General features: G+C 65.0%; 9 protein-coding genes. 6 read left to right on the top strand and 3 right to left on the bottom strand.

From position 1 onward, the window contains the following. Positions 1-67: 67 nt before the first annotated feature. The 3 genes from lpdA to aceE all read right to left on the bottom strand — a co-directional run bounded on the left by lpdA (position 68) and on the right by aceE (position 6,380). Positions 68-1,924, bottom strand: coding sequence for a dihydrolipoyl dehydrogenase (gene lpdA / locus QPK27_RS01200; RefSeq protein ID WP_290416368.1), 1,857 nt, complete (start codon positions 1,922-1,924; stop codon positions 68-70). Positions 1,925-1,937: 13 nt separating this feature from the next. Further along, positions 1,938-3,593 carry a dihydrolipoyllysine-residue acetyltransferase gene (gene aceF, locus QPK27_RS01195; RefSeq protein ID WP_290416367.1) on the bottom strand — a complete coding sequence of 552 codons (1,656 nt, stop codon included), beginning with the start codon at positions 3,591-3,593 and terminating at the stop codon, positions 1,938-1,940. Positions 3,594-3,668: 75 nt separating this feature from the next. After that, positions 3,669-6,380 carry a pyruvate dehydrogenase (acetyl-transferring), homodimeric type gene (aceE, locus tag QPK27_RS01190; protein ID WP_290416366.1) on the bottom strand — a complete coding sequence of 904 codons (2,712 nt, stop codon included), beginning with the start codon at positions 6,378-6,380 and terminating at the stop codon, positions 3,669-3,671. Between the two features lie 331 nt (positions 6,381-6,711). On the opposite strand from aceE, the gene folD reads away from it, so the two are divergent. The 6 genes from folD (at position 6,712) to QPK27_RS01160 (ending at position 13,431) form a co-directional block, all read left to right on the top strand. Continuing rightward, a complete protein-coding gene (gene folD, locus QPK27_RS01185) occupies positions 6,712-7,620 on the top strand; it encodes a bifunctional methylenetetrahydrofolate dehydrogenase/methenyltetrahydrofolate cyclohydrolase FolD (protein ID WP_290416365.1) in 909 nt (302 codons plus the stop codon). Between the two features lie 60 nt (positions 7,621-7,680). Further along, positions 7,681-9,795 carry a M3 family metallopeptidase gene (locus tag QPK27_RS01180; protein WP_290416364.1) on the top strand — a complete coding sequence of 705 codons (2,115 nt, stop codon included), beginning with the start codon at positions 7,681-7,683 and terminating at the stop codon, positions 9,793-9,795. A 41-nt stretch (positions 9,796-9,836) separates the two neighbouring features. Further along, positions 9,837-10,262 (top strand): DNA polymerase III subunit chi, encoded by a 426-nt coding sequence (locus QPK27_RS01175; RefSeq protein ID WP_290416363.1) that lies wholly within the window; start codon positions 9,837-9,839, stop codon positions 10,260-10,262. After that, positions 10,259-10,681: a hypothetical protein gene (locus QPK27_RS01170; RefSeq protein ID WP_290416362.1), complete on the top strand. Its 423-nt coding sequence runs from the start codon at positions 10,259-10,261 to the stop codon at positions 10,679-10,681. The genes QPK27_RS01175 and QPK27_RS01170 overlap by 4 nt, the downstream gene beginning before the upstream one ends. Positions 10,682-10,837: 156 nt before the next feature. After that, positions 10,838-11,170, top strand: coding sequence for an H-NS histone family protein (locus QPK27_RS01165; RefSeq protein WP_290416361.1), 333 nt, complete (start codon positions 10,838-10,840; stop codon positions 11,168-11,170). Positions 11,171-11,289: 119 nt separating this feature from the next. Beyond that, entirely contained in the window at positions 11,290-13,431 is a 2,142-nt protein-coding gene (locus tag QPK27_RS01160) for an NHL repeat-containing protein (protein WP_290416360.1), read from the top strand. Positions 13,432-13,503: the final 72 nt, after the last annotated feature.

Genomic DNA, 13,503 nt, shown 5'->3' with positions numbered 1-13,503 from the left:
GGATGACGTTGTTTTAAAGCGCTGATGAATCTGGCGACGTCAGTATCGTGACGCCGCCGGGCCGCTATTAACGCTTGCGCGGCGGCGGCAGGTCGGTGCAGACGCCTTCGTAGGCTTCCGCCGCCATGCCGATCGACTCACCCAGCGTCGGGTGCGGGTGGATGGTCTTGCCGATATCCACGCCATCCGCGCCCATCTCGATCGCCAGCGCGATCTCGCCGATCATGTCGCCGGCGCCCGTGCCGACGATGGTGCCGCCGATGATGCGATGCGTTTCAGCGTCGAACAGCAGCTTGGTGAAGCCTTCGTCGCGGCCGTTGGCCACGGCGCGGCCGCTGGCGTTCCACGGGAAGTGGCCCTTCTCGACCTTGATGCCCTTCTGCTTGGCTTCTTCTTCGGTGACGCCGACCCATGCCACTTCCGGATCGGTGTACGCGACCGACGGAATCACCTTGGCGTCGAAGTGGGTCTTCTTGTCCAGTGCCGCTTCGGCCGCCACGTGCGCCTCGTGCACCGCCTTGTGCGCCAGCATCGGCTGGCCCACCAGATCGCCGATGGCGAAGATGTGCGGCACGTTGGTGCGCATCTGGCTGTCGACGCCGATGAAGCCGCGGTCGGTCACCGCCACGCCAGCTTTATCTGCGGCGATCTTCTTGCCGTTCGGGCTGCGGCCAACGGCCACCAGCACCAGGTCGTACAGTTGCGGCTCCGGCGCGGCGACGCCTGCCTCGGCCGACTCGAACGTGACCTTGATGCCTTCCGCCAGCGCTTCCACGCCGACGGTTTTGGTCTTGGTCATGATGTTGTCGAAGCGGTGCGCATTGAACTTCTGCCAGACCTTGACGGCCTCGCGGTCGGCGCCCTGCATCAGGCCATCCATCATCTCGACCACATCGATGCGCGCACCGAGCGTCGAGTAGACGGTTGCCATTTCCAGGCCGATGATGCCGCCGCCGATGACCAGCATGCGCTTCGGCACCTGGCGCAGTTCCAGCGCGCCGGTCGAATCGACGATGCGCGGATCTTCCGGCACGAATGGCAGCTTCACCACCGACGAACCGGCGGCGATGATCGCCTTCTTGAAGCCGACGACTTTCTTGGCGCCGTCAGGACCGGTGACTTCGATGTGGTTCGGGCTGAGGAACTGGCCCACGCCCTGCACCACATTGACCTTGCGCGCCTTGGCCATGAAGGCCAGGCCGCCGGTCATCTTCTTGATCACGCCGTCCTTGTGCGCGCGCAGCTTGTCGATGTCGACCTGCGGCTTGGCGAACGACACGCCGAGATCGGCCATGTGGGCGGTTTCATCCATGATGTGCGCCACGTGCAGCAGTGCCTTGGATGGAATGCAGCCCACGTTCAGGCACACGCCGCCCAGCGTCGCGTACTTCTCGATCAGGACCGTGTTCATGCCCAGGTCGGCCGCGCGGAAGGCGGCCGAGTAGCCGCCAGGGCCCGCGCCCAGCACCATCATTTCGCATTCGATGTCGACCTGGCCGCTGTAGCTCGACGCATTCGGAGCTGGGGTCGCATCTTTCGGTGCGGCCGGCGCCGGATGCGCGGGCGCGTACGAGTCGGTCGGGGCGGCGGCGGCGGTCGGCGCCACGGCTTGCGCGCCGATCTGCGCGGCCGGCTTGTCGCTGGCTGCCGATGGTGCTGCCAGCGCAGCGGCAGGAGCAGCAGCAGCGCCCTCTTCCACCAGAAGCAGCAACGAGCCTTCACCGATCTTGTCGCCGACCTTGACCTTCACCTCCTTGATCGTGCCGGCATGGGTCGATGGAATCTCCATGCTGGCCTTGTCCGATTCCACGGTGATCAGGGACTGGTCGACCTTGATCGTGTCGCCAGCCTTGACCATCAGTTCGATCACTTCGACTTCCTTGAAGTCGCCGATGTTCGGGACTTTCACTTCAACAGTGCTCATCTATGCGCTCCAATCACAGAAGGGTCTTGCGCAGGTCGGCCAGCACTTCGGCCAGGTAGGCGGCGAAGCGCGCGGCGCCGGCGCCGTCGATCACGCGGTGGTCGTACGACAGCGACAGCGGCAGCATCAGGCGCGGCTGGAAGCTCGAACCGTCCCACACCGGCTTCATCGCCGACTTGGACAGGCCCAGGATCGCCAGTTCCGGCGCGTTGATGATCGGCGTGAATGCGGTGCCGCCGATGCCGCCCAGCGACGAGATGGTGAAGGTCGCGCCCTGCATCGCGGTCGGCGGCAGCTTGCCGTCGCGCGCCTGGCTTGAGAGCTCGCCCATCTCGGTAGCGATCTGCGAGATGGTCTTCTTGTCCGCATCCTTCACCACCGGGACCACCAGGCCGTTCGGGGTGTCGGCCGCGAAGCCGATGTTGTAGTACTGCTTGGTGATCAATGCCGCGCCGTCTTCCGACAGCGATGCATTAAATTGCGGGAACTTCTTCAGCGCGGCGACGCTCGCCTTGATCACGAAGGCCAGCATGGTCAGCTTGACGGCCGACTTCTGCTTGGCCAGCGACGCGTTCGAATCGACGCGGAACTGTTCCAGGTCGGTCACGTCGGCTTCGTCGAAGTGGGTGACGTGCGGGATCATGACCCAGTTGCGGTGCAGGTTCGGGCCCGAGATCTTCTTGATGCGCGACAGCGGCACGGTTTCGGTCGGACCGAACTTGGAGAAGTCGAGCGACGGCCATGGCAGCAGGTTGATGCCGCCGATGCCTGCGCCCGAACCGCCTGCGGCTGCAGGAGCGGCTGCCGGCGCGGCCATCACGCCCTTCACAAAGTTCTGCACGTCCTGCTGGGTGATGCGGCCTTTCGGACCGGTGCCCGGCACGCGGCCCAGGTCGACGCCGAGTTCGCGCGCGAACTTGCGGATCGACGGCGAAGCGTGGGCTTTCGAGCCGGTGGCGCCTTGTGCGGCCGGTGCTGGAGCTGGTGCAGCGGCAGGTGCCGGCGCAGGCGCCGATGCTTGCGCAGGTGCGGCGGCAGGAGCGGCAGCAGCCGGTGCCGGTGCAGCAGCAGCTGGCGCGGCTGCAGGCGCGCCGCCGGTCGCTTCAACGATCAGCACCAGCGAACCCTTGGCGACCTTGTCGCCGACCTTCACTTTGAGTTCCTTGACCACGCCGGCATGGCTCGACGGGATCTCCATGCTGGCCTTGTCCGATTCGACGGTGATCAAGGACTGGTCGACCTTGATGGTGTCGCCCGGCTTGACCATCAGTTCGATGACTTCGACTTCCTTGAAGTCGCCGATGTCCGGCACGGTGACTTCGACGGTGCCGCCTGCTGCGGCAGGTGCGGCAGGTGCTGCAGCGGCAGGCGCTTCAGCCTGGGCCGGTGCCGCAGCTGGTGCGGATGCAGCAGGTGCTTCAGCGGCGCCGCCAGCTTCTTCGAGCAGCAGCACCAGCGAACCTTCGGCAACCTTGTCGCCGACCTTGATCTTGATTTCCTTGACGACGCCGGCATGGCTCGATGGGATTTCCATGCTTGCCTTGTCGGATTCGACGGTCACCAGCGACTGATCGACCTTGATCGTATCGCCCGGCTTGACCATCAGTTCGATGACTTCGACTTCCTTGAAGTCGCCGATATCGGGGACTTTGACTTCCACAATGCTCATAGTGTTAGCTCCAATTTCTTATTCGAGTTAGCTTCAAGACCGTCGCCGCGCACACGCACGGCGACGGACGAGCATTTACTGGGTCACCGGATTCGGCTTGTTCGCATCGATGCCGTACTTGGCGATCGCCTGCGACACGATCGCGCGGTCGATCTTGCCTTCGTCGGCCAGCGCGCGCAGCGCGGCAACCGTCACGTAGTAGCGGTTCACTTCGAAGAACTCGCGCAGCTTGACGCGCGAATCCGAGCGGCCGAAGCCGTCGGTGCCCAGCACTTTATAGGTGCGGTCCTTCGGCATGAAGGCGCGGATCTGCTCGGCGAACATGCGCATGTAGTCGGTGGTCGCGACGATCGGGCCGCTGGTGTTCTGCAGCAGCGAGGCCACGTACGGCACGCGCTGTTCGCTTTCCGGGTTGACCATGTTCCAGCGCTCGCAATCCTGGCCATCGCGCGCCAGCAGCGTCAGCGAAGGCGCCGACCACACGTCCGCATCGACGCCCCAGTCGTTCTTCAGCAGCTCGGCGGCGAAGATCGATTCGCGCAGGATGGTGCCGCAACCGATCAGCTGCACGCGCGGCGCGCTGGTGTTCGCACCTTCGTAGGCGGCGCCCGGCTGCAGCAGGTACATGCCCTTCAGGATGCCCTCTTCCTGGCCCGCCTTCAGGCCCGGCTGCGCGTAGTTCTCGTTCATGATGGTGATGTAGTAGAACACGTCTTCCTGTTCTTCCACCATGCGGCGCAGGCCGTCCTGGATGATGACGGCGACTTCGTGGCCGAAGCTCGGGTCGTACGGCAGGCAGTTCGGCACGGTCGCTGCGATCACGTGGCTGTGGCCATCTTCGTGCTGCAGGCCTTCGCCGTTGAGCGTGGTGCGGCCGGCGGTGCCGCCCATCAGGAAGCCGCGCGCGCGGATGTCGCCCGCCAGCCAGACCAGGTCACCGACGCGCTGCATGCCGAACATCGAGTAGAAGGTGTAGAACGGGATCATGGTGCGGTTGTTCGACGAGTACGACGTCGCCGCTGCGATCCACGAGCTCATGCCGCCCGCTTCGTTGATGCCCTCTTGCAGGATCTGGCCTGCCTTGTCTTCGCGGTAGTACATCACCTGGTCGCGATCGACCGGCTCGTACAACTGGCCCTGCTGGTTGAAGATGCCGATCTGGCGGAACAGGCCTTCCATGCCGAAGGTACGCGATTCGTCGACCAGGATCGGCACGATGCGCTGGCCGATGCTTTCGTCCTTCAGCAGGCTGGTGATCACGCGCACGTACGACTGGGTGGTCGAGATTTCGCGGCCTTCCGCGGTCGGCTCGAGCACGCCCTTGAACGACTCGAGCTTTGGCACCACCAGCTGCTCGTCGGCCTTTTCGCGGCGCTGCGGCAGGTAGCCGCCCAGGGCCTTGCGGCGCTCGTGCAGGTACTGCATTTCAGGCGCGTCGTCGGCCGGCTTGAAGAACGGGATGTCGGCCAGCTGGTCGTCCGGAATCGCGATGTTGAAGCGGTCGCGCATGTCGCGGATCGCCTGATCATCGAGCTTCTTGGTCTGGTGCGCGGTGTTGCGCGCTTCGCCCGACTTGCCCATGCCGAAGCCCTTGACGGTCTTCACCAGCAGCACGGTCGGCGAACCCTTGTTCTCCTGCGCGTTCTTGAACGCGGCGTAGATCTTGTGCGGATCGTGGCCGCCGCGGGTCAGGCGCCAGATGTCGTCGTCGCTCATCTTCGAGACCATCTCGAGCAGCTTCGGATGCTTGCCGAAGAAGTGCTTGCGCACGTAGGCGCCGTCCTTGGCCTTGTAGTTCTGGTATTCGCCGTCGACGGTTTCCATCATCACGCGCTGCAGGATGCCGTCCTTGTCCTGGGCCAGCAGCGGATCCCACTGCGAGCCCCAGATGACCTTGACGACGTTCCAGCCGGCGCCGCGGAAGTCGGCTTCCAGTTCCTGGATGATCTTGCCGTTGCCGCGCACGGGACCGTCCAGGCGCTGCAGGTTGCAGTTGACGACCATGACGAGGTTGTCCAGCTGCTCGCGCGCGGCCATGCCGATCGCGCCCATCGATTCCGGTTCGTCCATCTCGCCGTCGCCGCAGAAGACCCAGACCTTGCGGTTGTCGGTCTTGGCGATGCCGCGCGCGTGCAGGTACTTCAGGAAGCGCGCCTGGTAGATCGCCATCAGTGGGCCCAGGCCCATCGACACGGTCGGGAACTGCCAGAAGTCCGGCATCAGTTTCGGGTGCGGGTACGACGACAGGCCCTTGCCGTCGACTTCGCGGCGGAAGTTCAGCAGCTGCTCTTCGCTCAGGCGGCCTTCGAGGAAGGCGCGTGCGTAGATGCCGGGCGACGAGTGGCCCTGGATGTACAGCAGGTCGCCGCCATGGTCTTCGGTCGGGGCGTGCCAGAAGTGGTTGAAGCCGGTGCCGAGCATGTTGGCCAGCGAGGCGAACGACGAGATGTGGCCACCGAGGTCGCCGTCGGCGCGGTTGGCCTTGACCACCATCGCCATCGCGTTCCAGCGCATCCACGAGCGCAGGCGCTCTTCGTATTCGAGGTTGCCCGGGCTGTTCTGGTTCAGGTGCGCGGGAATCGTGTTGACGTAGGCGGTGTTGCTCGAGAACGGGACATGGGCGCCGCGGCGGCGCGCCAGGTCGACCAGGCGCTCCATCAGGTAGTGGGCGCGCTCGGTGCCTTCGTGTTCGATCACCGCTTCCAGCGCGTCGAGCCATTCCTTGGTCTCGATGGCGTCCGGGTCGTTGGCGGCTTGCGCGGTCAACTGGTCGAGTTGAGCTGACATGTTCTGCGTCTCCTAGAGTGGTGCGCCCCGACCCGATCCCTGCGCAGGCTGGCGGCGATTGGTGAAATTTCAGACTATCTTTTTAGATAAACCCATGGATTATACGGGCGGATTTTTGCATTTTCAAATTACGATATGCCATTTCATTATGTGAAATCCTATGCTGCAAGTGCACAATTTTCATAGGAGAAACTCTGCACTGTCGATCACCGGATATCGTATACCGAAGCGCTCGATCATCCCCCAAATCGCGCCGATTTAGTCGCCATCCTTAAGCAATTACCAAAGCGCGCCGTATAATTCGCTTTTTGCCCAGCGACGAGCCTTCACCATGCCTGCACAACTGATCGACGGAGTCCTCCTTTCCCAACAACTGCGCGCCGACATCGCCGCGCGCACCGCCAAACTTACCGCCGCCGGCAAGCAGCCGGGCCTGGCCGTGATCCTGGTCGGCGAAGACCCGGCCAGCCAGGTCTATGTGCGCAACAAGGTGAAGGCCTGCGGCGACGTCGGCTTCCATTCGGTGCTCGAGAAATACGACGCCGACCTGTCGGAACAGGCTCTCCTTGACCGCATTGCAGCATTGAACGCCGACCCGGCCATCCATGGCATCCTGGTGCAAATGCCGCTGCCGAAGCACATCGACCCGAGCAAGGTGATCGAAGCGATTTCCACCAGCAAGGACGTCGACGGCTACTCGGTGCTGTCGGCCGGCGAACTGGTCGCCAACCTGCCGGGCTTCCGTCCGTGCACCCCATACGGCTGCATGAAGCTGATCGAAACCACCGGCGTCGACCTGCGCGGCAAGCACGCGGTCGTGATCGGCCGTTCGAACACCGTCGGCAAACCGATGGCCTTGCTGCTCTTGCAAGCCAACGCCACCGTCACCATCTGCCATAGCGCAACGCCGGACCTGGGCTACCATACCCGCCAGGCCGACGTGGTCGTGGCCGCCGTCGGCCGCCGCAATACCTTGAGGGCGGACATGGTCAAGCCGGGCGCGATCGTGATCGACGTCGGCATGAACCGCGACGACGCGGGCAAGCTGTGCGGCGACGTGGATTTCGCGGGCGTGTCCGAAGTGGCCGCCCACATCACGCCGGTGCCGGGTGGCGTCGGTCCGATGACGATCACGATGCTGTTGATGAATACCCTCGAGTCCGCGGAGCGCGGACACGCCGCCGCCAACGCGGCGCCCGACCAGGCACAAGGCATGGAGCCGAAGGCCGGCGTGGCGTAAACCGGATGGCTGGTGGCTGCGCTCGGCGTACCTATGAATAACGAAATTGGAAGGAATACGATGACGACCGCTACCAGCAATCCCCTGCTCGACAATCCGCTGCTCGACTTCGGCGACCTGCCGCGCTTCGACGCGATCAAGCCCGAGCACGTGACGCCGGCCATCGAAGGCCTGATCGCCGAGGCCAAAGCTATTGTCACCCAGCTCGAGGCCCCGATCGAGAACGTCACCTGGGACACGCTGGCGCCGCTCGACGACGCCAGCGAGAAGCTTGGCCGCGCCTGGGGCGTGATCGGTCACCTGAACCACGTGATGGACACGCCCGAGCTGCGCGCGGTCTACAACGAAAACCAGCCGAAGGTGGTCGAGTTCTCGACCTCGATCGGCCAGAACGAAGCGCTGTTCGCCAAGTACAAGGCGCTGCGCGACGGCCCGACCTGGGAGTCGCTCAGCCCGACGCGCAAGCGCATCGTCGAAAACGCCCTGCGCGACTTCCGCCTGGGCGGCGCCGAACTGCCCGAAGACAAGAAGGCGCGCTTCGCCGAGATCCAGGAACAGCAGTCGCAACTCTCGACCCGCTTCTCGGAAAACGTGCTGGACGCGACCAACGACTACAAGCTGCTGGTCGAGAACGAAGCCGACTTGGCCGGCCTGCCCGACGACGCCAAGCAGGCAGCCAAGGCCACCGCGGAACGCGACGGCAAGACCGGCTACCAGTTCACCCTGCACTTCCCGTCCTACTTCCCGGTGCTGCAGTTCTGCGACAACCGCAGCCTGCGCGAGACCTTGTACCGCGCCAGCGCCACCAAGGCTTCGGACACCGGCGTGATGTTCAGCGACCTGGCCAAGTGGGACAACTCGTCCAACATCGTCAACCTGCTCAAACTGCGCAATGAAGAAGCCAAACTGCTGGACTACGGCAGCTTCGCCGACGTCTCGCTGGTGGCCAAGATGGCGCAGAGCCCGCAGCACGTGATCGAATTCCTGGAAGACCTGGCGCGCCGCGCGCGTCCGTTCGCCGAGCAGGACCTGCAGGAACTGCGCAGCTTCGCGCGCGAGCAGCTCGGCATCGACGACCTGCAAAGCTGGGACGTGGCCTACGCCTCGGAAAAGCTGCGCGAACAGCGCTACGCCTTCTCGGCCCAGGAAGTGAAGGAATTCTTCCCCGAGCCGAAGGTGGTCGAAGGCCTGTTCGGCGTGATCCAGAACCTGTTCGGCGTGCAGATCAAACCCGATAACGCGCCGGTCTGGCACCCGGACGTGCGGTTCTTCCGCATCGAGCGTGACGGCCAGCTGGTCGGCCAGTTCTACCTCGACCTGTACGCCCGCCCCGGCAAGGCGCAGGGCGCCTGGATGGACGATGCGCGCGGCCGCCGCGTGCTGGGCGGCGGCACCGTGCAGACCCCGGTCGCCTACCTGGTCTGCAACTTCACCCCGCCGGCCACGGTGGACGGCAAGCTGCAGCCGTCGCTGTTCACGCACGACGAAGTAACGACCCTGTTCCACGAATTCGGCCACGGCCTGCACCACATGCTGACCGAAGTCGAAGAGCTGCCGGTGTCGGGCATCTCGGGCGTGGAGTGGGATGCGGTGGAGCTGCCGTCGCAGTTCATGGAAAACTTCTGCTGGGAGTGGGACAAGCTGCAGCAGATGACCGCCCACGTCAAGACCGGCGAGCCGCTGCCGCGCGCGCTGTACGACAAGATGCTGGCGGCGAAGAACTTCCAGTCCGGGATGCAGACCCTGCGCCAGGTCGAGTTCTCGCTGATCGACATGCACCTGCACTACGATTTCGACCCGCACAGCCAGCAGGTGCAGGAGCTGGTGAACGAGGTGCGCCGCAACTTCGCGGTGATCACCCCGCCCGACTTCAACCGCTTCCAGCACTCGTTCAGCCACATTTTCGCGGGCGGCTACGCGGCCGGCTACTACAGCTACAAGTGGGCCGAGGTGCTGTCCGCCGACGCCTACGCGGCCTTTGAAGAAGCATCGAGCGACGGCGGCGACCTGCTCGAGACCGGCCGCCGCTTCCAGCGCGAGATCCTGTCGGTGGGCGGCTCGCGTCCGGCGCTGGAATCGTTCAAGGCCTTCCGCGGCCGCGAACCATCGATCGACGCGCTGTTGCGCCATAGCGGCATGAGCGTGGACGGCGCCACTGCCGGCGCACACGCCTGATGTATCGGGAGGGCTTTCGCCCTCCCTCTTTTATTTGAACCATGACCCGGATCGACTTTCACACCAATATCCCCGACAAGCTGGCCTACGCCTGCCGCCTGGCGCGCAAGGCTTATGCCGCGCGCGCCAAGGTCGTGGTGCTGGCCGAGAATGCGGCGCAGGCCGAGGAATTGAATGCCTCGCTGTGGACCGTGTCCGACCTCGATTTCATTCCGCACGTCCTGGCGGGCGACCCGCTGGCGCCGCAAACGCCGATCGTGATCACGTTCGAAGAATCGGCCGAACTGCCGCACCATGAAATGCTGGTGAATCTCACACGCCGCACGCCGGCCAATTTCACGCAATTCGCGCGCGTGTTCGAGATTATCTCGACCGACGAGGAAGACGCCGCCGAAGGCCGCAAGCGCTACGTCGCGTATAAAAAACAATCCTATCCACTCACCCATTTTGTCGCAGGCCAGTCATGAACCACGATCCCGCTTTCGATGCGAGCATTCCGGTATTGACCGAGGTGGTGACCGAACCGAAGGCCGATCCTGCGGTGGCAGCGGAAGCGGTCGATCCGGTCGCGCCGGCCGTCGCGGCAGAACGCGACGTGACCGACGACATCGGCGAACAGCTCGAACGGCGCGCCGTCGACCGCTGGAGCGGCGAGCAATGGAGCGTGCTGGAGCGGCGCGTCACCAACCGCATCCTGCAACAGCTGCAGGGCCGCGTCGATTTCGTGCTGGAACAGCGCCTGCGCGAAGGCATTGCCGAAGCGGTCGAACGGGCGCTGGGCGACCTGGCCGATGAAATCCGCCTCGGCCTGCAAGGCACGCTGGGCGAAGTCGTGAGCCGCGCAGTTTCTCAAGAAATTGCCCATATACAGACACTGGGTAAATAAATAGGGGTTTCTTGGGAATCCGTGGCGTCTTTTGTACGCCAATTACCCCGCGCACGATTGTCATTCATTATTAACCATTAAATAGTAAAATCCTTTTCGCGGTTACGCAGAAATGCGGTTTCCTTGAAACGATCCACCCATAAAGGATGATTAATAATGGCAAACATCGATCTGTCGGGCTACAACCTCGCTGAGCTGAAAGGTCTTCAATTCGACATCGAAAAGGAGATCAAAAACCGCCAGCATCTGGATGTAAAAAAAGCGCGCGAGCAAATTCTCGAGATCGCCCAGAAAATGGGTATTTCGGTCGAAGAATTGGTCGCCAAGGGCGGCAGTGGCAAATCCAAAAAGTCCACCGGCGCCAAGGTCAATCCGCAATACCATAACCCGGCCGACAATTCCCAGACCTGGACCGGCCGCGGCCGTCAGCCAAAATGGGTGGCCGAGGCACTGTCCAAGGGCAAATCGCTGGACGACCTGCGCATTTAAGACGTTTTTCTCCTGCGCGCCGCCGCGACCCCGGTCCGGCGGCAATCGCATTCACCGTTTCGCTTGAAACCGGTCTCATCGGCTAAGATTGCAGCCTCAGCAATCTTTCGGCCGTCTTCGTGAAACGCACAACCCTCATCGCCGCCCTGGCCGGCGCCGCCGTCATTGCGGCCGGCATCGCCTTCACCTTTACCGACACCATCGAACGCCAGCCGGGCGCCGCCCTGGCCGTGTTCACGCCCGCCATCGCCGACACCACCCCTTTCTGGCCGGCGCGCGTGCATCCGCTGGCCGGCGACGGCCAGGACGGCGCGCTCGACGGCGCAGCCGCCGCCAGCCGCTTCAGCGACCCGTACGGCGTCGCCATCGGCCCGCGCGGCACGGTCTACGTGGCCGACGGCGGCAATGCCAACCGCATCCGCACCATCCAGCCCGATGGCACGGTCGCCACCCTGGCCGGCGGCAGCGAAGGTTTTACGGACGGCATGGGCGCCGCCGCCGCGTTCAATACCCCGTCCGCCGTCGCGCTCGACCATGAAGGCAACCTGTACGTGGCCGACACCGGCAACCACGCGATCCGCAAGATAGCCAAGGACGGCAGCGTCACCACCCTGGCCGGCAACGGCAGCCCGGGCTACCTGGACGGCGTCGGCCGCGCCGCCCAGTTCAACGGCCCGGTCGGCATCGCGGTCGATGCCGCCGGCATCGTCTACGTGGCCGACACCTACAACGACCGCATCCGCCGCATCGCCAGGGACGGCACTGTCACCACGCTGGCCGGCAGCGGCGCGCCCGCCTTCTTCGACGGCCCGGCGGCGCAAGCCGCGTTCGACACCCCGAGCGCGCTCGCGGTCGCCCTCGACGGCACGCTGTACGTGGCCGACACCGGCAACCACGCCGTGCGCCGCATCGGCGCCGACGGCACAGTCGACACGGTGGCGATGCCGCTCGAAGGCGAACGCCGCCCGCCGCTGCGCCGCCCGACCGGCGTGGCGGTCACGCGCGACGGCTACCTGTACATCGCCGCCAGCGCGGGCGGCCGCATCCTGCAACGCACGCCCGAGGGCGAACTGCGTCCGCTGCAGGACGCCGACCGCCCGGCCGACCCACAAGGCTTCGGCAGCGACGGCACGGTGCAGCTGACCGCGCCGCGCGGCATCGCCGTCAACCGCGACGGCAGCCTGGTGGTGGCCGACGCCAACGCCCACCGCGTGCTGCGCCTGGCCCCCCCGCGCGCCGGCGAAGCGGCGCCGCAGCTGGCGCGTCCGGCATTGGCGAAGCGTAGCGAACCGATGCCGTGGCCGGTGGGTCCGCAGGACATGGTGCACGAGGTAGTCGGCGTGATGGGCGAAGTGCGCGGCGCCTACAACGGCGACGCCCGCGACCACTTCCATGCCGGCCTGGACGTGCGCGCCGACGTCGGATCGAAGGTGCTGGCGGTGTTGCCGTCGAAGGTCACCGACCCGCACGCCAACTGGGGTTTCAACACGCTCAGCGAAGGCCTGACGGTGGGCCCGCTGTCGTACATCCACATGCGCGTCGGGCGCGATCCGCGCGGCCGCGCGCTCGACCCGCGCTTCCAGATCCTGCGCGACGCCAAAGGAAAAGCCGAACGCGTGCGGGTAGCGCGCGGCACCCGCTTCGCCGTCGGCGACGCGCTCGGCACCATCAACGCCATGGCCCACGTCCACCTCGACTACTACCAGGGCGGCACGGTGGTCAATCCCCTGACGCTGCCCTTCACCGGCTTCACCGACACGGTGCCGCCGACGATCCAGCGCATCGCCCTGTACGACGCCGCCGGCAAGCGCATCACGGCCAGGAAGGGCCAGCCGCTGACGGTGACGCGCGCCCAGGGCGAACTGCAGGTGGTGGTGAACGCCTACGACCAGGTCAACGGCAACCTGGCGCGGCGCAAGCTCGGCCTGTACAAGCTGGGCTACCAGCTGCTGCGCGCCGACGGCACGCCGCTGCCGGGTTACGAAGCTCCGCTGATCACCCAGGTGTACGACCGCCTGCCGCGCAATCCCGACGCCGTCAAGGCCGTCTATGCGCCGACCAGCGGCATCACCGTCTACGGCAGCGCCTCGACCCAGTTCGACTATGCGCTGAATAACCGCATGCGCGACGGCGAGATCGAGACCGGCGCCTGGAAGATCGACGCGCTCGCGCCCGGCGCCTACATCCTGCGCATCCACGCGGCCGACTTTTCCGGGCAGGTGGCGCAGGCCGGCCGCGACCTGTCCTTCACCGTCGAGTAGGATCGCCCTCGTCCGGGAACCATTCGCCGGCGCCGCCATCTAGATACGAAGGAGGAAAAAGGCCGGAGGGGC

The organism is Massilia sp. YIM B02443, from assembly GCF_030411955.1.
In the GTDB taxonomy this organism is placed as follows: Bacteria; Pseudomonadota; Gammaproteobacteria; order Burkholderiales; family Burkholderiaceae_D; genus Telluria.
This window is presented reverse-complemented; position numbering and strand designations above follow the sequence as displayed.

Excerpts from the sequence above, each read along its gene's own strand:
- aceF (WP_290416367.1), bottom strand. The coding sequence starts at position 3,593 with ATGAGCATTGTGGAAGTCAAAGTCCCCGATATCGGCGACTTCAAGGAA.
- aceE (WP_290416366.1), bottom strand. The coding sequence starts at position 6,380 with ATGTCAGCTCAACTCGACCAGTTGACCGCGCAAGCCGCCAACGACCCG.
- folD (WP_290416365.1), top strand. The coding sequence starts at position 6,712 with ATGCCTGCACAACTGATCGACGGAGTCCTCCTTTCCCAACAACTGCGC.
- QPK27_RS01175 (WP_290416363.1), top strand. The coding sequence starts at position 9,837 with ATGACCCGGATCGACTTTCACACCAATATCCCCGACAAGCTGGCCTAC.
- QPK27_RS01165 (WP_290416361.1), top strand. The coding sequence starts at position 10,838 with ATGGCAAACATCGATCTGTCGGGCTACAACCTCGCTGAGCTGAAAGGT.
- QPK27_RS01180 (WP_290416364.1), top strand. The coding sequence starts at position 7,681 with ATGACGACCGCTACCAGCAATCCCCTGCTCGACAATCCGCTGCTCGAC.
- QPK27_RS01170 (WP_290416362.1), top strand. The coding sequence starts at position 10,259 with ATGAACCACGATCCCGCTTTCGATGCGAGCATTCCGGTATTGACCGAG.
- lpdA (WP_290416368.1), bottom strand. The coding sequence starts at position 1,924 with ATGAGCACTGTTGAAGTGAAAGTCCCGAACATCGGCGACTTCAAGGAA.